The organism is Pseudarthrobacter sp. NIBRBAC000502772 (assembly GCF_006517235.1).
GTDB lineage: Bacteria > Actinomycetota > Actinomycetes > Actinomycetales > Micrococcaceae > Arthrobacter.
This window is the reverse complement of sequence record NZ_CP041188.1, coordinates 2,358,324-2,380,528: the sequence shown is the minus strand read 5'-3', so window position 1 is coordinate 2,380,528 and position 22,205 is coordinate 2,358,324. Positions and strand designations below refer to the sequence as shown.

Below are 22,205 nucleotides of genomic sequence, written 5' to 3'. Positions count from 1 at the left end.
CCGGTAAACGGCGCGCATCCTGGTCCAGGGCAGCGGGTCATCCAGGATCCGCTCGGCGTAGATGCCGATGTTCTCCCCGTGCCCGGCGCAGATGCCGATCAGGCGGGTGATGTCCCGCAAAGCATAGGCGCTCTTGCGCTCCGGCAGGTCTGTCTGATCGGCGGAGCGGGTCCCGGGCCGCAGCCTTTGGTGGGCCTTCACCAGCTGCCCGCGGTGATAGATCTTCACCAGCTCCGGTGATAGATCTTCACCAGCTCACTGTCGGCCCCCACGGCGACCTGGGAGCCGATGGAGTCCCCGGGCACCGAGTACAGGGCCTTGCCGATCTCGATGTGGTGGTCGCGGGGGACCTTCACGTCCATGAAGACCGGCACGTCGTAATCCGCCGGCGCCGGCAACAGGACTGGGGCTTCCTCGGCGGCGATGACTTCCGCCGGGCGCGCGGCGGTGGTGCCGCGGATCCGCATCCCGGCCTTCTCCTGGCACCAGAACACGGCCCGTGCCTGGGCGTCCTCAAGGTCGGCGAAGACGTCCCCGGCGAAGAAGTTCTCGCGCACATACTGCACAACCCGCTCGACCTTGGATTTGTCTTTTGGCGACCTCACACGGGCCGCGTCGGTGGCGAACCCCGCGTGGGCGGCGTAGTCCAGCCAGCCCGTGGAGAAGCGCGGGTTCACCGGGTCAGCGGACGTCACCACCGGCTTCAAATTATCGGGAATTAACGCTTTGAAGACGCTGCCAAAGAAGGCCCACGCCATCTCACACCCGGCAATCACCGCCGCCAGCGTCTGGGTGTAGGTGAGCCAGACGAACATGTGCCGCGAATACACGGCAGTGAAGATCAGTGCGTGCACCTTCCGGCCCCGACCCGTTTCCGGGTCCGGGATGGTGCCCATGAACGCGAAATCGATCTGGCATTCCACCCCGGGCTCCCCGTCGGCGACCCGCACCGTCGTCGCCTTCACCCGATACCCGCACCGCTCCCGTCGCGAAGCGGTGCAACGTCCGGTACGGCACCTGGCAACCCTGACGGGAAAGCAACTCGTGGACCTTCACCAAAGTCAGCGCCCGGCCGGCCTTCCCCGTCCCGGTGCCCGTAACCCACGCCCGGATCTGTTCCTCGTGCCCGGCCAAAGCCTCCCACGCCGGCCCGTGCCCGTTCGGCCGCACCGGACGCACGCCGCGACCACCGCCCCGACAAGCTCATCAGTGATCGCACCAGCGCCGGCGTCGCGCACGAGCCCTGCCGTCTCGGCCGCAATTGGCGTCGGCAGCCGGACCCAGGCAGATAGACGTTGCCAACGTGGGATAGCACCCTGGTTGCTACTGGCTTCGCCGCCGCACGGACAGCTGGCCGACTCCGCGGCGCTGTGACGCGGGGACGGCAAGGGAATGCATCAAGGGGCAGAATCAGTCGGTGGAGACGTCTGAGGCTGGACGATCGGTGGCGGCGGAGGAGGAAGCAGACTTTGGGTGGCGGCTGCAAGGGCTGCTCCGAGCAGGGCCGTGACCAGGGCTGTGGCAGCGGATGCTGCGACTCCAGTCGACCACAGTGCGAGCCTGCTCATGTTGTACAGATCGGCAAGGCGTTCAACGCCCTCGTTCGCCTTGCGGATCGCCATCAAGTCGGCCCCAACACCCAGGATTCCGCACATCATGGCGAGCTGCACGAGCAAAACCGCCAGCGCCCCTCTGAGGTCTCCAGACGGGTTATATGGCACCAACACAGCAATGGCTTCAGATATACCCAGCACCACGAAGTAGCGCGTAGCCTTCGCAAGCCCGGAGCTGCCGTTGAACAGTGGCAAAAAGTACCCAAACACAAATCCGTAGAACGGAAAGCGAAACGTCAAAATACTCGTCAAGAAGGTCTCAGAAGCGTTCGAACCACGCAAATCCAGGCCCGACAACGACTGGGCAAGCAGCGGGATCGAGAATAATGCACCAATGGCCGTACTCACGGCGGCGGCCATCAGCGCACGCTGCATCGGCCCACGGGTTCCGGCCCACCCCAGGGCGGCGTGGCGTTGTTGAGTCGTGGGCGACGACGTTGGCGCATCGAGGACCTTTGACACGGTGCGCGCAATCTTGTCGCTTTCCTCGATCAGAAGATCACCGGACTGAAAGCGTTTTCGGAGAGCAAGTCGCAACTCGCGACCCATCCTTACTGCGCGGAGCTCATCGAGTAATCGGCGAACATCGTTGTGATCATTACGGCGAGACGGATAGGAAATGTCGCCGGTCGGCCTGACCAGGAATGTTGCCGTCAGCAGTAAACCGACCAAAAATGACAGTGGAATCCCGACAACATTGCTTTCTGGCCTCAATGCAAGGAGCGCCACGGCCCCGATTGACACGGGACGCCAGAAACGTTCAGCCTGCCCATGTAATGCGACAACGCTGAGGAGCCCGATCGCTGCCGCAATCAGCCCCAGCCGCAGGAAAGGACCTGCCGCGAAGGACACCCGTACTGCGTCGTACGGGGATACCGGAAAGAGCGCATACAACGACACACCAGACGGAATCACGAAGGCCGCCGCGAAAACCAGCACGGCTGCCCTGGTCCAGTTCTTCACGCGGCGTCCTTGGACGCGTTGGGTGTTCAACGTGTTGATAATCGTCCAGATGAGAGCACTGACAAATCCAACGAGCACCAGAAACGTCAGAACACCCATTAGTACAGACGCATTTACGGAAAACGACCCCAACGCAAACGCCACCGTTGCGACAATAGATGCAGCGCACAGCCCGTCTAGGACCCAGCCCCGGCGGGAACTCAACGCATGAGAAAGTACAACCGCCCCAAACACAGCGAGAACCACACCCACAGACGGAGCGATAAACCAAACCACCGGACTAGGGTCTTCAGTCGGCATCCTCTCCAAAACAAAGAGGCCGGCAAGACCAACGGCAGCGCCGCCGATAAGAAGGATCAGCGCCTTGCCCATGCCTATCCATGGCGAGGGAGAGGGAATGCTTTCGGAACCAGCCCTCCAGGACCACAGAGCCAGTAGCCCGACGACGGCGGCCACTGTCTGCGGATTGCCAAGGGGAAACCATTCATGCCCGAGAGCTTGCGGATCCACGCTGCTGCGGAGATTCCCAAGGAAGCCTTGGACTGAGGATTGCAACCAGTTGATCGCCTGGACGGCAGATGTGACAACGGCTCCCAGCAAAAGCGGCCAAAAGGCCCCTACTGCCCCCTGAATCCGAGCAGCTGAGAAGCCGCTCGCCGCAGCTCGCGAGCGAAACCACCAGTAGGCAAAAATCCAGGGAGAAAATAGGAGAACCTGCCTCCACAGCCCCTCCACTGTCAACCAGATGTTAAGTGGGAGATCCACCAGTTTCGTCAGTTCCGGAGGCGCACCGTCGTCGAACGTCAACGAGAGGAGCGGCGACTGCGATCGGAGCTCCAGCGACGTGTCGCTTTGCTTGGAGATGCCGGACGGTGGGCCAACCGCAACAAGTCGCTTTGAGCCGGCTACGTCGATGTCGGTTTGGCAGGGCGAATTGGTGCACGTGGCCCATTCCGCGCGAAGCTCCAGCCGCCCGTTGGTCGTGCGGCTCACACCTTTTGCTGTGATGACAGCCCGACCATTTCCTGTTCGTTCTACGATGGGTGCAGTCCAGCGAAAGCGCACAGAGTCACCACCACCGCGGTCCCAAGCTGACAGTCCGCCAAAATAGTGGCCAATGAACACTTCCGGAAAGTCACGAAACCTTCCGGCCGTTACGTCGGAGACCACAGCGTCATCACTGGTTGTCGATAATTGAAAACTAAGTTAGTGACTCGCCGGTCTGAATTCTGACGGATCTCTCACCCTGGCTAACTCTCAAAATATCTGAGTCGAAAGCAGTGGATTCCGGGAACGGAAAAAGGCGTAAACCCGCCACTGACTGGGGCCACGATCCGTATCCGCTGAGGATGAGGGAGGATAAGGACAGTAGAATCACGCTGAAAATGAGAGCCATGACTCGCGTGACAGGGACTTTCATGTGTCGCACCCCCTCGTTGTGGGTTGCCAAAGAGTATCCCACGAGCTGGGCGCCGGATAGACGCAGACCAATGGTTCTTCGGTTCAGAGCGCCGCCCCGAATGCCGGTTGCACGCTGTCGCGTGAGCTTCGGGACCGTGGTCCTTCGCACACCGTTCAAGGTATTCACCTTGCTGGTTAAGCCCTTGATGCTGGCACCCGTTGACTCGATCAATGGATTACGCCATTCTTGCGTAGCGATCGTTTTCTGGTCGACCTGTCAGCTCGATCTACGTGAATTGAGGATGGCATGCCCGAGTCCAGCAGCTCGAAAGAAAGGCTAGATCAGCAAGTCCCAACCGACCCTGCCGACGCAGTAATCAACGATGAAAGTACTGAGAAGTCACGGTGGCCGGACAATTCCCTCTACCAACATCTCGGCAGGATTGTCATATTCGAGTCCGGGACGCCCCAACTGCCCTCGCGGTCGACAATTGACATGGACGATCCATGGCCTATCGACGAAGTCGAATTTAACAAGGGTGACAACCGGCTGATGACGGGCCCGCCGTTCGGGCGCATACTGCGATTGGCGTTGGCGGTCAAGGGCGGCGTTAGCCTCGCAGTGTGGATAGGCGGAGCCATTGCCGAGCTGGACGTCCTGCGTCGCGTGCGAATATTCTCCATGGATGGCGCCCTACATGGATTCTTCGTCCGAGACCTGAACAAAAACCATCCTGACGAAGAGCGTTCCGGCGAGCTCCTCACTCGGGCCCAGTTCTACGCCAAGTGGCTAGCCTCCCGCGGATACGACCGGGTTGAAATCGATGTATTGGCAGGCGCCAGCGCCGGCGGATTGAACGCCATCTTTTACGGTGCCGCCCAGCGGGCCGGAGCAAGCTTTGAATGCGTTCTGAACACATGGCTGACTCAGGGGTCGATCTGGAAACTACTTCGAGCTGGCGGGCTGCGATCTGTTCCCTCACTGTTCCAAGGTGATGCGTACTTCTGGAAAGGCGTGCATGACGAACTCATGAATCTCTACGATTCCGATTATCAAAACGTCGCACACGTTGCTGACCGCGTGGTCGTAGATCTTTCAGCCACGATCACCGACCCGGAATATCTCAGCAGCCTGCCCACACGCGAGGGCAGGGGCCACTTTCACTTCAAAGGCTCAGACGATCCTGGCACCGCACCGGTGGATGGAAATGACATTCCGCGCGGCGGAGAAACAGCTCCCGACGCGGACAAGCTATGGCGCCTTGCCTATGCAGCCAGAACCACTTCCTCGTTTCCTGGCGCCTTCGAACCTGGCCTCATCTGGTCGCACCCCACTGCTCCGACATCAGAATCGGCAGCGCCTCCAGGCGCCGTGGACATGAGTTTCGCCTTCAACGCGCACCGCACCGGTGTGAAGCCTTTTCGCGTCGTCGACGGTGGCGTTCTGGACAACATTCCCATCGACCGGGCTCTTTCTGCCATCAAGTCCCTCAGCTCTGATTACTACGCAAGCCGCCTCGTCGTCTATCTCGACCCCAGCCCCGAGCTATCGGCATTCGGCAGAGCCCCCTCCGAACGGGTCCCACCGCCCAACCCGGCCACCCCGCATCGCCGCAGAACGGACAATCTGTCGTACTTTTCCCGGGTCGTCACAACAGGCATCGGAATGCGGGGCATCCGCGAATCCGGCACTGACGAAGTAGAAGAACTTCAGCGCCTTAGATGGGCGAAACTCCTAGAACAGACCCGCATGAACGCCTGGCGGACAGGCGCTCTGCAGTACCAGGTATCGAATGCCTCCGATATCCGCCTGTCATATGCCCGCTCACGACGCACGTCGGACTTTGATCTCTTCTACAAGATCCTGCGCGATCCGGCACGATGGCAGCTGGATTCCATACTTGTCGAGCGGCATTCCCTCAGCGCCTGGGAACCGGACTTGATCACACCGCTCGATCTAACATTGCGCAAGCACTATCGCCTGCTGGAGGAGGAAACATCAGCAGGACGAGGCCCGCTGTTGGGCGGATCTCAAGCACTCATCGACGCTGCAGCGGCGGCCCTATCATGGCTCCGGGACCTCGAGGAGTCCGCGTTCGCTGGCGCAGGCAGTTCCTACCTACCCGACATCCCCGGGCCCCTGACCCAAAAATCGGTGCGCCAATTACTCCACTTCATCAACATCTCAGCGCGTTCGCTCCGGGACCAACAGATCCTTGACCTCATCAAACAACGAATGCCCTTGGACAATATGGTTCAGGAATGGTTAAAGGCCCAAGGCAGTACCGACATCAAGAATCTGTGGAGCGAGCTGGACAGATGCGTTGCCGCGCTCAAGGAATACAACAATGAGGGGTCAGTTCGTACGCCGGCGCAATGGGCTGCCTTCCGAGAGGAATTCGGGGCGAGAGATCTCGCCCCATACATCACCCCTCTTGACCGACCGGACCCCGTTAAAGCGATACTCTTTGAAAAAATATCTGCGTCTCAGCCCTCCTCTTTGGACGCTGACCCGAAATTTCGATCCTTATTGGCCGCCCATAGGGCAGCAGTGGCACAGGGCTGGCTTCGTCTGGGGGACAGCGATTTTGCAGCAGCTGCCATAAAAGAAAACCTGCCGTCCGGGCTATCAGCAGAGGCGAAACTGGCGGGATCGGCCTTGGGAAATTTCGCGGCCTTCTTTTCAGAGAACTGGCGGCGGAACGACTGGTCCTGGGGACGAATCGATGCCTCAGCCGGGATTATTCGAACGCTGGAGTCTCTGCCGCTGTCCACGGCGTCGAGAGGTCTCGACGAGAGCGAACCATTGGTCAGACGAACAATGTCGGGCAAGGAAGACATTGCCGCCGCCCAACAGTCCGTGATCCGACAGCAAAGCATCGACTCCCTGATGGCCGGACCGGGCGACCTATCCCGACTTCGCCCAGCGTACCTCTCAGCGCTTACGCACCGCGTCGCGAGGGTCGGCCTGCGAGCAGTGATAGGCGGTAAGTCCAGACACACCAAGGCCGCCTCATTCGCAATCGCACCACTATTCCTCACCTATGCACCCTTTGCCTTTTGCCACCTCGCCGGAATATTCTGCGCTTCACTGCTGGCTACAGCCATCGCTGCAGCAACACCAGCCGCCGACCACAACCAAGAACCGAACGCCTTCTGGATCTCCACCGCCCTATCGATCGTTGTTCTCCTCACAGCAGTGTCTGTTTCGCTACCGAGAGTCATCAAAGGATTCAGCCGACGGCACACTCTCAAACAGATGCCCTCCCTCAGCGAAGACGCGGAACCACGGCTGAGAAGGTCCGCGCGATGGTCAATCGTTTACTGCTGCTCGGGGACTGCGTCGCTGATTACCAGCGTCGTAATACTCGACCACGAGCAAGAATTCACCTGCCGAACATGGATATTCGTCCTCGCCACCGCATGGATGCTTCTCGCCGCACGACGAGCATCTCGAACACTACCGATAACCCCTCTGCGCCGAAAAGCCGACTGGCTTTGGGCCTCAGCTGCGATAACCGCCCTTGCCGCAGCGGCCGGCACAGCATGGCTCCCCCCATCGACGACCCCTCCAGGTAACGATCCATTCCTAAACTCGTCGATCGCTCTAGGCGTTGCGGGTACCGTGATATCAGCTGTTCTTACGCATGGCTGGATGACCGGCGCCCGGAAACTCCGGACAAAAAAGGGGACTATTGCCTGGCTCTGCCTCAGCGGCCTGACAGGAGCCATCACCATCGGATCACTCACGCTCATCGGCCTAACTGACGTAGGCGCAACTGCAGCAGTAACTTCCCTGGACCTGGCCGCCACCTGGGTCATCACCAGCCACTTCATCTGGTGGACCGGTTCCTGGGACCGCTTGGCCTCCTACGAGGACGCCGACGACAACCCGTGGCAGACAGCAGCCTAGAAGTACTTTGTTAGGTTGGTGGCGCGTGTTGGCAGTAGGGGCAGCAGCCGAGCTGTCGGATGAGGATCCGTTGGAGTTTCTTTGAGGACCCCGTACAGGATCAGGCTGCCTGCCGCTTTTGGGGTGGCGAGGCGTTTCCCGGTGATGAACAGGTGTGCCGCGGACACGAGGGGGGCGTGATGGTGGAACCCGGGAAGGACTGTCCTTCGAAGTGGGAGAGCCGGTGGCGCATCGAACACGACTACCGCGATTTGAAACCGGGCTCACGTTCCTGCTTGCGCCAGTGATGGTCGCTTGCACGGCGGGCCAGCTTCGCACCCACCATGACACCGATAATCGGCAAAATAACTGTGGCGAGGTCGTTGAAAATCCCCCAAGATCCTTCTACAAGCTTAAGTCCATGTTGGGAGACTACCGCGATAGCATCTCGCAGGCACAAAATGATAATTCCAATCTTTTCTCCGGCCGACCCTAGTGCCAACATCCCTGGAAGAGTAACCTAAGCGCCAACTCGTCAACGATGGGAAGGGTGCGCCATGGCAGCAGGGAACCAACGGGCGGCTGAACCCAACGAACCAGGTGGAACTGCACCTCCCAAAAGGGCCGGTATCCCCGTCCGTGTCGTTTTTGCCGATCATCGCTACACGATCGCGGACTTCACAGACCTGATGCAAAACCTAGAGGCACTTCTAACTATCGGAATGGCACAGCCGTATGAACTAACGAGGTCAACAACTCGGGCCAACCTTGCCGATTCAGTGATCATAGAGTCTATTCGCAAGGAAAGCCCGCTGGAAATTTTGATGGATATGCAGGCCTCTGTTACGGCAGTGACTTCATTTATCACCCTTGCTGGCGGCCTCATTGCACTCCGACCCCTGTACGCCACCCAGCAACTCAAGGCTGCAAAGGCCGACGCGGAGAGAGAACAACAAAAGCTGAAGAAGAAAATCGCCAGAGACTTACTAAGCCAATATGATGACCTGTCCAAGAAGAAGAAAAAGAAACTCTTTAGCGACAAAAAGTTCAGGGCACTCATAGAACAAGCGGCGGCGGCGGCGTTGAGTATAGAGAGTATAGAGAGTATAGAGAAGGTATCTAGCGAGCCGGTCCCCGCGCCCAGTTTCGAGCAGGCAGCGCCGGCAGCCGCAAGGCCGCCTCGCTGATAACCATGATTACATGGCACAAGAAACAATAATGGTTCTGACCGACGATATCGACGGTTCCGATGGCAGTGAACCATCCAGTTCGCCCTCGATGGCCGTAGCGGGCAAGGGACAGGTCTTGTTGGTCGTCGACCAGCCCTCCACCATCGGTCCCCTGCCGGTCGCCGTGGCGCAGGCCGAGGGCATCATGGTCGGCTACCTGCCCGGTCTGGCCATTCGGCGCATCGCGGAGCTGTCGATGTTGTGTGGCCTTGATGATGACCTGGCCAAGCAGGCCACGGCCACCTCAAACCGGATCCGCGGGCTCCTCACTCAGGTCCATCCGGCCCTGGAACGGGTCATTGGCAAGCATTTGGACCACCCGGCCAAATAACCCACGCCGTCCATGCTGCGCAAGGCTGGCCAGGCCCGGGTTGTGGCCCTGCTCTCGCGGTATGCGCCGCGGGCAGGGAAGGGCTGGGCGGTGGAGGTATTCACCGCGTTGGGCGAGCAGTCCGTCCTGGTCGTCGGCACCAACGCGGCAGGCATCGTCCTACCGCAGCTGGCAGCGATGCTCAAACAGTTGCGCACCTTCCGGGACCTCATCCTCACCCAGGTCGAGGCTCTCGTGGAGGCCCACCCTCTTCACCCGTCCTGACCTCCATTCCGGCGGTCGGGGTCAGGACGGAGGCGCACATCATCACCGAAGTTGCGGGCAAGGAATTCAAGACCGCAGGCCACCTCGCCTCATACGCCGGACTGACCCCGGTGACATGGCGGTCAGGCACCTCGATCCGCGGCGACCACGTCCAAAAAGGGGCCCTTCGCAGATGAGCGTGGTTAGGGCGGTCTGAGACTGGCGCCGCGGGGTAGGGCAGTTTCCGGTGCGGCGTGGTGCAGCGGAAAAGAAGTCAGGGCCTCTTTGAATTGGAAGCGACCAAGCAAACCAAAACCAAAAGAGACCCTGACATGAATAACTCTATGTCTTGTTCTGATGGCCGCTGGTGCACGCGCGCGGATGCGCTGCTCGGTGTCGAAGGCGTACACGTCAGCTCCGTCACAGCAACCCCAGGCGGACTGATTCTGAGCGTCGAGACCGGGGAGGACGTCACCGGCTGCCCCGACTGCGGCGTCGTTGCGGTCGGGCACGGGCGCCGGCAGGTTCGGCTCCATGACATTCCCTGTTTCGGCAGGCCGGTGCGGCTGCTGTGGGCCAAGCGTGTCTGGCGCTGCCCGGATCCGGACTGCCCGAGGACGACGTTCACCGAGGAGCACCCGCTGGCCGGGCCCCGGGCGAAACTTACCGACCGTGCCGTGAACTGGGCAACCGACGCGCTGCAGCATTTCGACACCTCGGTATCGGCACTGGCCCACCAGCTCGGCGTCTCCTGGCACACCGTGTGGCACGGGATCCGGGCCGAGGCCGCACGGCGGATCGCTGACACAGGCCGGCTGAAGGGGGTGAATGCGCTCGGCGTCGACGAACATGTCTGGGCCCACACTGGTCCGCCCGGCACCGGGATGGTCACCGGGATCGTGGATCACACCCGCGACGCGGACGGCATCGTTCACGCCCGGCTGCTGGACCTCGTGCCGGGACGCTCCGGCAAGGCCTACGCCGACTGGCTCAAAGACCGCGGCACCGGGTTCACCGCCGGGATCAAGACCGCTGCGCTGGATCCGTTCCGCGGCTACGCGAACGCGATCCGTGACGAACTGCCCGAAGCCATCACCGTCCTGGATGCCTTCCACGTCGTGAAACTGGGTTCGGCCATGGTCGATGAGGTCCGCCGCCGGGTCCAGCAGGACACCCTGGGACACCGCGGCCGCAAGGGCGATCCGCTCTACGGGATCCGCAGGACCCTGCAGATCGGCGCCGAACACCTCAGCGAGAAACAGGCCGCACGCCTCGATGCGAAACTCACCATCGGGGACCCGGACCACGAAGTCACGCTGGCCTGGCAGTGCTACCAGAAGCTCCGCAACATCTACCACGCAAGGCCGGAACGCGGCCGTGAACTCGTCACCGAGGTCATCGCGTCGTTCCCGACCTGCCCCATCCCGGAAGTCGCCCGCCTCGGCCGGACACTCAAACAATGGAAAGCCGCGATCTTGGCCTACTTCGACACCCTCGGCGCCTCCAACGGCCCCACCGAGGCGATCAATGGCGTCATCGAGACCACCCGCAGAATAGCGCGAGGCTTCCGCAACTTCCCCAACTACAGAATCAGATGCCTACTCGCCGCCGGCGGCCACCGTCCCTACCGGGCAAAACAAACCAACCATGCCTAAATGCGAAGGGCCCAAAAAGGGCAACAAAAGCCTCAAACGGGCCTTCTTCCTCTCCGCGTTCGCTGCGCTCAAAGACCCACTCTCAAGGGCCTACTACGACCGCAAACGCGCCGAAGGCAAACGCTACAACCAAGCCCTCAACGCCCTCGCACGGCGCCGCTGCGACGTCCTTCGCAATGCTCCGAGACGGCACACTCTACGAAGCACCCGGACCCAAGAGCGCCTGAACGGCCGGCCTGTCAGCTGCCGGCACCACCCACCGCTGGCCATTCATGCCTGCCCACAAATAAGTCGAACCATCTGCGAAGAAATCCCAGCCCCAACGCTTGACAAAAAACATAGCGACACCCCGGCGCCAACCATCCGGCGGATCACTGAGATCCCCGGCGGGGCGGCTGCCGTCGGACCATTCTCCCAAGCAGTAGTCGCCAACGGGTTTGTCGGCTCCCCGCGGTTCGTGGTGAATTCCACTGTGCGGTGAATGATCAGAATACCCAGCTGACTTCGGAGGTTGCGCCGACCCCTAGAATCCGTCCGCTTGCGCCAAGAAGGAGCCGGCCGGAGGGACGCCGCCCTCGCCGTTGGTGCCAGCAAACCGAGCTCCTACAACTGGGACCGGCAACAGGCTGCTAAGGAGTTGCGGCCTTTATTTCTGTTTGCGTGCCGCAATACTGGCCCTTCGCATTTAGGCATGGTTGGTTTGTTTTGCCCGGTAGGGACGGTGGCCGCCGGCGGCGAGTAGGCATCTGATTCTGTAGTTGGGGAAGTTGCGGAAGCCTCGCGCTATTCTGCGGGTGGTCTCGATGACGCCATTGATCGCCTCGGTGGGGCCGTTGGAGGCGCCGAGGGTGTCGAAGTAGGCCAAGATCGCGGCTTTCCATTGTTTGAGTGTCCGGCCGAGGCGGGCGACTTCCGGGATGGGGCAGGTCGGGAACGACGCGATGACCTCGGTGACGAGTTCACGGCCGCGTTCCGGCCTTGCGTGGTAGATGTTGCGGAGCTTCTGGTAGCACTGCCAGGCCAGCGTGACTTCGTGGTCCGGGTCCCCGATGGTGAGTTTCGCATCGAGGCGTGCGGCCTGTTTCTCGCTGAGGTGTTCGGCGCCGATCTGCAGGGTCCTGCGGATCCCGTAGAGCGGATCGCCCTTGCGGCCGCGGTGTCCCAGGGTGTCCTGCTGGACCCGGCGGCGGACCTCATCGACCATGGCCGAACCCAGTTTCACGACGTGGAAGGCATCCAGGACGGTGATGGCTTCGGGCAGTTCGTCACGGATCGCGTTCGCGTAGCCGCGGAACGGATCCAGCGCAGCGGTCTTGATCCCGGCGGTGAACCCGGTGCCGCGGTCTTTGAGCCAGTCGGCGTAGGCCTTGCCGGAGCGTCCCGGCACGAGGTCCAGCAGCCGGGCGTGAACGATGCCGTCCGCGTCGCGGGTGTGATCCACGATCCCGGTGACCATCCCGGTGCCGGGCGGACCAGTGTGGGCCCAGACATGTTCGTCGACGCCGAGCGCATTCACCCCCTTCAGCCGGCCTGTGTCAGCGATCCGCCGTGCGGCCTCGGCCCGGATCCCGTGCCACACGGTGTGCCAGGAGACGCCGAGCTGGTGGGCCAGTGCCGATACCGAGGTGTCGAAATGCTGCAGCGCGTCGGTTGCCCAGTTCACGGCACGGTCGGTAAGTTTCGCCCGGGGCCCGGCCAGCGGGTGCTCCTCGGTGAACGTCGTCCTCGGGCAGTCCGGATCCGGGCAGCGCCAGACACGCTTGGCCCACAGCAGCCGCACCGGCCTGCCGAAACAGGGAATGTCATGGAGCCGAACCTGCCGGCGCCCGTGCCCGACCGCAACGACGCCGCAGTCGGGGCAGCCGGTGACGTCCTCCCCGGTCTCGACGCTCAGAATCAGTCCGCCTGGGGTTGCTGTGACGGAGCTGACGTGTACGCCTTCGACACCGAGCAGCGCATCCGCGCGCGTGCACCAGCGGCCATCAGAACAAGACATAGAGTTATTCATGTCAGGGTCTCTTTTGGTTTTGGTTTGCTTGGTCGCTTCCAATTCAAAGAGGCCCTGACTTCTTTTCCGCTGCACCACGCCGCACCGGAAACTGCCCTACCCCGCGGCGCCAGTCTCAGACCGCCCTAACCACGCTCATCTGCGAAGGGCCGCAATACTTTGCGTGATAAGGCCCTCTAAAGAGGCGACCTCCACCGCCTTGCATGGTTTTATTCGGTTTGCAGGGGCGCATGTGGAGCCCCGGCACTACATGATGTGCTGTACCCGTTAGGATGACAATGCGAGTACCGCCGCTTCGAATGCCTCTGACCTGATTAAGGCCATCTCTCCTCTTTTAGACATGGCATGGGCTGTTAATTCAAAACGGTTCTTATCTTCTACGTCGAGTGAGGACCAGTTGCTAGGTTCCTCGGACGTCCTCGAGAAATAGCCCACCAGCGCCTCCCCGAGAAGTGTGAGGAGTTGTGCGACACCTATGGAAGGATCGGCGGAATTTAAGTTTGGCGGCTCTGGATTGATCATTCGTAGTTTGATTATTCGCTCTCTAAGGGCCCAAAGTTCGGACTGGTCTGTCGCAGACAGGTCAGGTGCATTGAGTTGTCCTTCAAGGATCGCGATTAAATCCTCGCTAATAATTGTTCGCACAAACATGTCTACCGACAGCGGCGTGCCATATGAGCGTTGCAGTTCGACGCATCTCCGCGCCACTCGCAAAAGATCACGAGGGAGACCTCCAGCCCACGAGTGACAGAACGCTCCCACAAGCGGCGGAAAGCCAGCCGCTCGCGCCGCCAGGACACGGAGTGATTCGTCTAGGGCTAGTGGTTTAACACGAATGATGGCGTCGAATGCAGAGTCGAACGCGTCCCTCGAAGGGAGTCCCCGCCTCTCAAAACTGAGCAGTGCATCGGTGGATACGGAGACCACAAAGTGCACACCCTCGATATGAAAGAGGTCCTTGAGACCATTCACTGTTTCAATAAGATCTTCGGTCTCGCTGATCTTGTCTAACTCATCGACGCCTATCACCACTGGATTCGGCTTCTGGTCGTCTGCGAAGGTTCTGAGCAAAACCCGCAGGCCGTTGACAAGATCGGCTTGCGAAAGAGCACGACCCTTAAGAGTGAGCGAATCCTCATCTTCTAGTGATAAATATCCATCAAAAAGCTTGGTGACATTTTTGGATTTATTGATCATTTCCGAGTCGAATCGTAAGTCCTGTATAGCATCTCTTGCTAGTCTCGCGGATTTTGTCTCATTTGACGTCCGACCACGAACTCCGACGAGTACGTTGATATATGCCAACAATCCGAAGCCTGCAATTGCTGCGCCCAGCAAAGTTACAGGACTGAATCGTATGAATGACAGCGCCAGTTGGGTTATCAGTAGATCCCAAACCACGATCATCGATCCAATGGTGATTGCTAGGACCCCAACGAGAAGACGCACACTTGTGACTCTTCGGGCTCGACCCTGCTGCATCTCCTTAAAGGTGCTTCCGTTGTGCTCATCGATCATTAAAGCCACGTCTAGGTACAAGCGACGTATGAACTCGGTTGCGTCGTAACGAACAGGCGCCGTTAGGGAAACATAGTGTGGGTCCAGCGACTGATCATCCCTGATAGCCCTCATCACAGTTGACTTACCGCTCCCCCGAGGTCCCGCTATACCGATCGCCGAAGACTCGTGACCGCCAACGAAGTCGCGCAAGTAAAGGATGGACGCTGACGCTACCAACGCGGAGTTATCCAATTCGACGAGCCTCGGGGCAAAGGTCGGGAAAGCTAGCTTGCCCTTCGGACCTAGGACTTCATTCAAGATACGAGTGAACGCTTCGTTCACCCGCATTTCAGCCTCTTGCGAGTACTTCACATGGCTTACTTGGAGCTGCAAATAAGCTTCGTCTGCTCGCAGTCGGTCCCATCGGCGGCGGCGCAGGTAGAAATAGGATGCTGCCACCGAGGAGATAGTAGCAAGCGCGACCAAGAGAAGAGTGAGCACTTGAAGCATGCCCACGCCTTCGCGGAACAGTCCGCCGTAAGTGAGCGGGGTCAGGACACCAACGGCACTTGCAATCAACGGCCCAAGTAGCCTGACAACGAAGCGCACCGACTGTCGCGGCACTTTTCTACTCAAGCTCGCGTACTCGTTCGTCCAACGAACGAATTCTTTACGCTCCGGTGCGAGTAGGATAATTAATGTGGGCATGAACCGCTGTAATGCTTGATCGAGTTCAGATTCGTACATCTGGTAATGCCGAAACGGATCGGATTGCAGCAATTGACGGAATCTCTTCTGAATGCCCTCTTGCTGTTTCACTTCGTCTAGGGCTGTCTCGACTCCCCAGAAGGCGACCGATTCATGTTCGACCATGTCATGCGATTCTTTCTCGCCCTTTGACATGAAGGTTCCTACTCTCTGCCACGGTTCCCGGTTTGACGCCGGACGTCATTCAGGCAATGTTATCGCGTTGTTTCCTTCCACTCCTTGCTGGGCGATCTTCGGGATCTCAGGATCCGGGCGTCAGTCGATCACGCAAGCCCTTTCCTGCCCGCACTTCCGCCCCGACCGCTGCGCCCACTCAGATTGAGCGGTGACGCCAGTGAGAAAGGTGCCCGGTTTTTATTGTTGTTCGCATGGACGGTGCACATTCCTGGCAGTGCCGTTTATGTTCAAACACAACTCACTCCTCCTGACCGGGCTCCGAAATATAAGGACGAGACCGCACTTCGCAGCATGAGTTGTTCGGTCACTCCCAAAGCCATATCCAGAGGGCCAAATGGGGAGGAGTCAAGTCAAGTGCCGTGGACGGAGCGCCACACCTTCCCGAAGAACGACAAGTACCAGGTACTGGAGACCGTCCCAATCACGTAGCTGACAAGCAAAAAGCGGCCGTCCCTGGATGCCAGGGCGGCCGCTTCCGCTGTCTCATCAGTTCTGCGAGGGTGCGAGGGGTGCCGTGTGCTCGGTCCAGGCGGAACCGTCCCAGTACCGCTGGACATCTCCTTGGGGGTACCAGCCGGCAGGAACGCTCGCAGGTGGCGGGGGCGGAGGGACAGCGCCCGGTGCGGCTGACGCCGACATTGCTGCTGCAGCCTCCAGTGCTGCGGCATCCTGGTAACCAACAGGGTTGGCCCGATTCTCTGCAGCTACGTTGTTGACCTTGTTCGCAAACTGCCGGGCCTTACCGTGCTGAGCTCGCGGGGCCTGCGCCCCCTGATCCGACCCCCTCCAACGGGTGACTATGTTTCGAGTGGGCGGCATCGCAAGGAGGCCCAAGGCGGCCCCGGGAACACGGCCTCACGCCGTCCCTGCACACCGATTTGCAACCACAAGCTCCTTTGGGGGGCAAAGCCACAGAGGGAACCGTCGGCTGGGCAAGTCCTACGTCGCCACCGTCACCGAGAACCGGACCTGGCCGGAGCGCCGTGGGGTTCCCAAGACGGCACAGCCCGAGCCGACGAAGGCCCAGATGGCGCAGCTGTAGGACGCCTTCGAATCCCCTGATGGTCAGGATGCGGTGGCCGCCCGCCTATCAGCCATGAAGGACCCGATGGCTGAGCTGATGGGCGAGTCGCGCTACGACGAGAACGGCCGGCCGCTGAGGGGCGCCGCGCTGGCAGCGCCCCAGTCCAGGCAGGCCTCCAATATGGCCGGCCGCGCCTGACCTTGCAGTTGAGGGCGTGGCGGCCGGGTCACCGGTTATGTCGCGTCGAAGTCGGTGGGCTCGGCTGGCTTGCGCTTGGTGACTTTGTCCCGCAGCTTCTTTGCAGCAGGTTTCACGGTGTTGTTCAGCCACGGCTTCACGTGCGGGGCTATGAGCTGGCCACCTATTACCCCAGCCAGAAGTATCACTCCCGCCGCTGCATCTGTCGCGGCGTCTTTTCTGCTGTTGCCGTTGTACTCATAGAACGAGTCGTCGGCGTCAAAAGCTTCGTCGTCTTGCTGGACAGGAGGCTCGTTTGGTTCGCGCCGGGTCGGGTTCGCCGCCATATCAGCTGCCAGCGCGGCTGCAGCGTCGTCGTTCCACGTCCGGGTTTCCCAGGCTCGGTTGTAGTGCGAGTAACCGCCCGTGCCCCGAGTGGCTCTTCCTGCTTCGCGTACTGCATCCCCTTGTCGGTGAGCCCGTAAGCGCCGGGGCTCCCCTCCAGATAACCATGCTCCTTCAGAGCACATTCATCTCCTGAGCTGTCCGGCCAAATTCCCACCCCAGCACCCTTGCTGACTTTCCCATGTAGCAGCTCCCCTACATCCGCTAAGCAAACCCTTTCGAGACGTTCATATTATCCTGACGCCTCACCGGTGGACATCGCGCTGTCCGAGGAGAGACATTAGGAGGCGTGAACCGCTGCCGGGGTCTTTCCTCGGGGTCGAAATCAAACGCTCCCGCCCTCCTTGCAACCGACGACGGACGCCCGAGCGAGGGCGCCGATGTCGGTGACGGTCGAAAAGTGATCCATTGTGACGGTTGAAAACTGTGTCCGGACCACAAATTTTTCAATTGGCACTTATGGCCCTGTTTTCGGTTGGCGTCAACAGCTCCGACCATAGACGCACCCAACAATGTTACTCTGACTAGGTTATGGCTTTTCACTTATCGACCAAGAGTCTATTCATATATTTTCTCTTTAGATACTAGACCCAGATAGCGGAGGAGTAGGGCCTCAGCCTCGGCGGCAGGCAAAGAACCAATGTCCACGCTGGAACCGTGAGCAATAGAATCTCGACTTTTTTTCATCGGACGAAAAGCATTGATGTCGGCACGAGGATCAGGTGATAGTGCCACCGCCATTATGGCGAAGTTGAACATTGAATTTCTCGATGGATCCTTTGAATCGTCATTCGGCTTTGGCCACATAAGTTCATCCAGGGGAGCGCCAGCTGCCACCTCGAGTTTCTGAACTGTTTGTTTCCGCTTAGCGTTCTCAAAACTGGTAGCCAGCATCTCTAAACCAAAATAGGCAAACATGAATCTGCGAAATGAGTCCGATGTTTCACTCCGGGCTGCCGTCAGCCAACTGGCCGGGCCAATGATTCTCCGATTTTCCGGTTTCATCAAAATTCGGGTTGCGTACCCAATCTCCTCCGCTGACGAAGGGGAAAGTTCCGCCCAGTCACGCTGTCCCGAGACGATGGGTTCACCGACTTCCAACTGGAGGTTGATCGTGGGTTCCTTACCCTCTGCACCGATGTAGACGCGTTCTGGATCAGTTTGGGGATATCTAAGCCATTCGGGATTCACGCCGGCGATTGCGGCCGCGGCAGCTTCAAAGGCCATTTTCCGATCCCTTTTGAAGTTTACGAGCAACTCTTCGCATTCTGCCATATCGTTCCAGAGGTAGCGGCTCCCCGTATTGTCCGTGATGATGACAGACCTACTGAGTTCTATGGTGAGCCACGTTTTCCCTGGGACAGGCTCTATGGGCATTTCTTCTGTAATACTGTCGATGAAATCATCTCTGGAAAGAAGCCAGTCTGGGGCAGCACTTCCAACGGCGCCAAATAAGGCGCGCAGGCTCGCAGCAACTTTCTTCTGAGTCTCGTAGTATTCACCAGGCAGGTTTCCGAGTCGAGTTGTTAGCGTGTCGCCCCTTCGCGGCGTGTTTTCGAGAATGTTGATTTGATCGTGCTGATCCAGGGACCGTTTGGATAGATAATCATGGTGGATCGAATAGACCCGCCATGACCAGATCTTTGCCTCGATTTTTCCCTGCTGGTTGACCACTCCGTCTCCTCTCTGTCAGCCGCGCCCCTATGCTCCCACGAAGGATCGGCAAAGGAAACGGCACTGTTCCTGTGCAAAAGGGCGTGCATCTAACGGCCATTGCGTGCGGACGGCTTTGGAGACTTACAGCAACGGGTGTCAACAATAGGCTCCGCCTTCGGCGTGAAGGCCTCGGTTTCATAGGGTGCCACAAGCCGGGAACATTCTGCTCAAACATGGTGAACCCCATTGGCACGATGATTCACGCTGCGCTTCACCGAGTCTTGTCCGAACCGGCCCTTATGCCGTGTGAACGTCCAAGCGAACTGAGCAAAATAGGAGTTGCTCTGCAACTGGACATTCATGAGCCCTCCGAAGCCGTCCCTTTCATGCATGGCCGCCGTGGCACAGGCCGTGATGGGCGCCTACCCCCAGGCTGGTCCAGGCATGGGACTGTTGAGCGCGAACCCCCACCATCGACAGAGCAGGGATTCTCCTACCCAAGAGCGTCGGGGTACCGGAGATGTGTAGCACCCTGGAGAATCAGCTACGCGGTCCCAACTGGTCGACTCAGTAGGTAGCCTTCAATCTGAATCTTTGTGCTGTCGTCCACACAAGTGAGTTTAATCCGCTCATCTCCCGCGCGCCCTAGCCTGCGCTGATGAAAATTTTCAGCAACGTCTTGCGGCGTACAAGTCCACGATTCCAGAATCGCCTCTAGCAAAAGAGCCGTGGAACCTATCTTGCCGTTGACATACCACCAATGCTTTGGGTTCCAGTCGTTAGAGTTGAGTGCGCCATACTCTCCAAAACGCGAGTCTTTTGGCCGAGGGCGAATCTCCTCCGGAAAGAACCAATGTGCCCAGAAGTCCATGACAATCACATTGTTCGGCAACTCGACTCGACGGCCCCGCGTTCTATCCAGATACAGGACTTTGCCAGTCTCGTCGTGGAAAACGAGAAGTTCGTACGAGGCAATCAATATGACTTCGTCATGATTGGCAATCCAATCGGCAAGATCGGACGCTACCAACTCACCCGAACTAATGTAGCCGCATGGTAGATAGGGCACGCTCTCGCCCACGGAACGCGCAAGCTCTGCTGCGCCATATCTGGTCTGAGCGGTCGCGAAGCGACTTGTACTCGTTAGCTCAGCCTGTGACGAAGCCCAACGCCGGAGTTCGTCTTCAGACGCCACTGGGAAGGCGGAGTTACGATCTGCGCGTAATGGCTCCCCTTCAAAAACGCCCAAGCAGTCGAATATCGTGTCGCTGGCCAGACCCCCTACAAAGGTCTCTGCCCTAGGTGAGGGCCACCACCACACATCGGCTAATGCGTCGCTTTCAAGACCTGCTGCCAGAATGGCCCGACCAACCACCTCCCCCGAATCGTCGCGGAGGGCTTGCTCATGCTCTACAAAGACGCTTTCCCAGGCCTCATACATGGGTTGCAATTGGGGCGAGCGGAGTTGGTCTTTGTAGATTTTTCTAAAGAGCTCCCTTGCATCACAAGTCTTCCATTCGTTCGCTGTAACAAGCAAGATGTCGGTCTCATCCTCCGGGCCAGCCGCAAGTAGGTCCGTGTCCAGCAGGACTGAACGCTGCTCGATCATGTCACGCAACATCTGCGAACGAGACTCTTGAACTGCATCGGTGCCGAAGAGCCCTTCGGTCGACAGCGGATCGTGCTGGAGCCTTGCGCGGACTATTGTTCCGTTCCTAGTCAGTCGTTCCCGAGGCGGAACATCACGAAGAAGCGGCCTGCTGGACAATCCGTCTTCAAAAATTAGGGCTGTGGTTTCAGTCGACCCGGAAAGATATCGAAGGGATTTAACTTCAACACGATCTGCAATCATGAACACGGAAAAGAAACCTATGCCGAAGCGACCTCGGGCACGAAATCCGCGCGAAGCAAGGCCCGGGGACTCATGGAGGGAATCTCCCGAATGCCATCCGGAGAGACCAAAGTCCGTCAAGGAACCAACGAGAGAATCAGGTGTCATCCCTATGCCGTGATCTTCAACTTCAAGCCAGTAGCGACCCGCCTCCTGATATAGCCTTACGTAGACGGCTGGCTTCGGCTCACCAGATGCGAAGTGCAGGGCCGTACTCGCGTCTGCGGCGTTGGCAATAAGCTCCCGCACCGCTATCCACGGCTGCTTGCCATACAAATGCTTGCCGCCCAGCTTCTCTACAACCGATTCAACGCGACTCACCCGCAGGCTTGCATCCGTTGGCTTCCATCCACGCGCCGTTACATACTTAGCTAGTCTTTCAGGAGTGCCAGCACCAACGACACCCCTAGCTAAAAATTGTGGCTTCCCCATATCTGAGCAGAGCGAATCCACACGGCTAAGCTCATTGTCGATCATCTGCAAGGTGTCGTGCGCGAGCCACCAGGCACGGGCTTCTTGCTCATCGAAGGATTGACTCGAAGTGAATAGCAGCCGCCCCTGGCTAAGTTTTGGGCGGTTAAGCCTTTGCTGGAAAAACCAGTGCTCTCTCGAGACTCCACTCTGCGGGCGAAATGCGTGAAGCAAGCGAGGGGCCCGACGGCTGTCGATATGCGTGGCATCGGCAAGTCGAAGCAAACACGCAAGCTTGAGCGGATCAATTTCCCAATCTCCTGGAAAATCGGCATTAACCCCGTGGTCAACCGGAAGTTTGTGTGGCAGGTCATCGACGTCCCACCAGTGGCTTTGGGCGATGGATGAAATATCAGCACCAAACGCTGCTCTCAGGCCGTCATCCGCGAGCAGCCAGATGTTCTTTCCGTCGTCAGAGAGGAAGGGATCATTCAGCAGACGTTCCGCTTGTGCTGCGTGCCGCCATCTCAGGACGGCCACCGTGGCCTGAAGACGGGCATGTTCGGGGTCTTGCGCTTCGTTCCCTGCGGGAGGTTTGCTGTTCAAGGCGACCATGTCTTGAAAGAGGGGATCATTTTCGATGGATTCAGGACCGTCCTTGTACGAAGCCAATCCCATGCCCAGGTCGTGAAGGAGGAAAGCTCCACCAAGGACGAAAGCTTCGGCCGGGTTCAGGGGAAATTTTTCGTCTGTCAATACCGAAGCTGTGTCCCAAAGTGAATCAATGTGCTCAATTCCATGATCCGTGAACATTGGCATTGAAACCTTGATTTCTTCTGCCAGTGGCTTAACAGCCTTTCG

The 22,205-nt window shown here is 59.2% G+C and carries 11 protein-coding genes and 2 pseudogenes; 5 read left to right on the top strand and 8 right to left on the bottom strand.

Translation table 11 applies throughout. The features are described from left to right. Positions 1 to 224: 224 nt before the first annotated feature. Both NIBR502772_RS11015 and NIBR502772_RS11010 read right to left on the bottom strand, forming a co-directional pair. Entirely contained in the window at positions 225 to 950 is a 726-nt protein-coding gene (locus NIBR502772_RS11015) for a DDE-type integrase/transposase/recombinase (RefSeq protein WP_141140198.1), read from the bottom strand. A gap of 447 nt (positions 951 to 1,397) precedes the next feature. Then, on the bottom strand, positions 1,398 to 3,746 hold the full coding sequence (locus NIBR502772_RS11010; protein ID WP_141140197.1) for a hypothetical protein: 2,349 nt from the start codon (positions 3,744 to 3,746) through the stop codon (positions 1,398 to 1,400). A 727-nt stretch (positions 3,747 to 4,473) separates the two neighbouring features. On the opposite strand from NIBR502772_RS11010, the gene NIBR502772_RS11005 reads away from it, so the two are divergent. The 5 genes and pseudogenes from NIBR502772_RS11005 to NIBR502772_RS10980 form a co-directional block, all read left to right on the top strand. Continuing rightward, a complete protein-coding gene (locus NIBR502772_RS11005) occupies positions 4,474 to 7,890 on the top strand; it encodes a DUF3376 domain-containing protein (protein ID WP_168223514.1) in 3,417 nt (1,138 codons plus the stop codon). 536 nt (positions 7,891 to 8,426) lie between these two features. Then, positions 8,427 to 9,056, top strand: coding sequence for a hypothetical protein (locus NIBR502772_RS11000; RefSeq protein ID WP_141140195.1), 630 nt, complete (start codon positions 8,427 to 8,429; stop codon positions 9,054 to 9,056). A gap of 109 nt (positions 9,057 to 9,165) precedes the next feature. Then, positions 9,166 to 9,842: pseudogene (locus NIBR502772_RS10995) on the top strand (transposase); the annotation flags it as partial. Positions 9,843 to 10,016: 174 nt separating this feature from the next. Continuing rightward, positions 10,017 to 11,327, top strand: a complete 1,311-nt coding sequence (locus tag NIBR502772_RS10985) for an ISL3 family transposase (RefSeq protein ID WP_246848688.1) — start codon at positions 10,017 to 10,019, stop codon at positions 11,325 to 11,327. A gap of 10 nt (positions 11,328 to 11,337) precedes the next feature. Next, positions 11,338 to 11,554: pseudogene (locus NIBR502772_RS10980) on the top strand (IS110 family transposase); the annotation flags it as partial. Positions 11,555 to 12,012: 458 nt separating this feature from the next. Here the strand turns inward: NIBR502772_RS10980 and NIBR502772_RS10975 are convergent. From NIBR502772_RS10975 to NIBR502772_RS10945, 6 genes are all read right to left on the bottom strand, one after another. Then, positions 12,013 to 13,323 carry an ISL3 family transposase gene (locus NIBR502772_RS10975; RefSeq protein WP_246848688.1) on the bottom strand — a complete coding sequence of 437 codons (1,311 nt, stop codon included), beginning with the start codon at positions 13,321 to 13,323 and terminating at the stop codon, positions 12,013 to 12,015. A 279-nt stretch (positions 13,324 to 13,602) separates the two neighbouring features. Continuing rightward, complete coding sequence (locus NIBR502772_RS10965; protein ID WP_141140194.1) at positions 13,603 to 15,738, bottom strand: P-loop NTPase fold protein; 2,136 nt, start codon at positions 15,736 to 15,738, stop codon at positions 13,603 to 13,605. 528 nt (positions 15,739 to 16,266) lie between these two features. Continuing rightward, positions 16,267 to 16,419, bottom strand: coding sequence for a DUF2510 domain-containing protein (locus tag NIBR502772_RS23055; RefSeq protein ID WP_141140193.1), 153 nt, complete (start codon positions 16,417 to 16,419; stop codon positions 16,267 to 16,269). 618 nt (positions 16,420 to 17,037) lie between these two features. After that, the gene (locus NIBR502772_RS10955; RefSeq protein WP_141140192.1) at positions 17,038 to 17,328 is read right to left on the bottom strand and encodes a hypothetical protein; all 291 of its coding nucleotides are present in this window, start codon (positions 17,326 to 17,328) and stop codon (positions 17,038 to 17,040) included. A gap of 616 nt (positions 17,329 to 17,944) precedes the next feature. Next, entirely contained in the window at positions 17,945 to 19,060 is a 1,116-nt protein-coding gene (locus NIBR502772_RS10950) for a hypothetical protein (RefSeq protein ID WP_141140191.1), read from the bottom strand. A 526-nt stretch (positions 19,061 to 19,586) separates the two neighbouring features. Continuing rightward, positions 19,587 to 22,157, bottom strand: a complete 2,571-nt coding sequence (locus tag NIBR502772_RS10945) for an ATP-binding protein (RefSeq protein ID WP_168223513.1) — start codon at positions 22,155 to 22,157, stop codon at positions 19,587 to 19,589. Between the last annotated feature and the right edge of the window lie 48 nt (positions 22,158 to 22,205).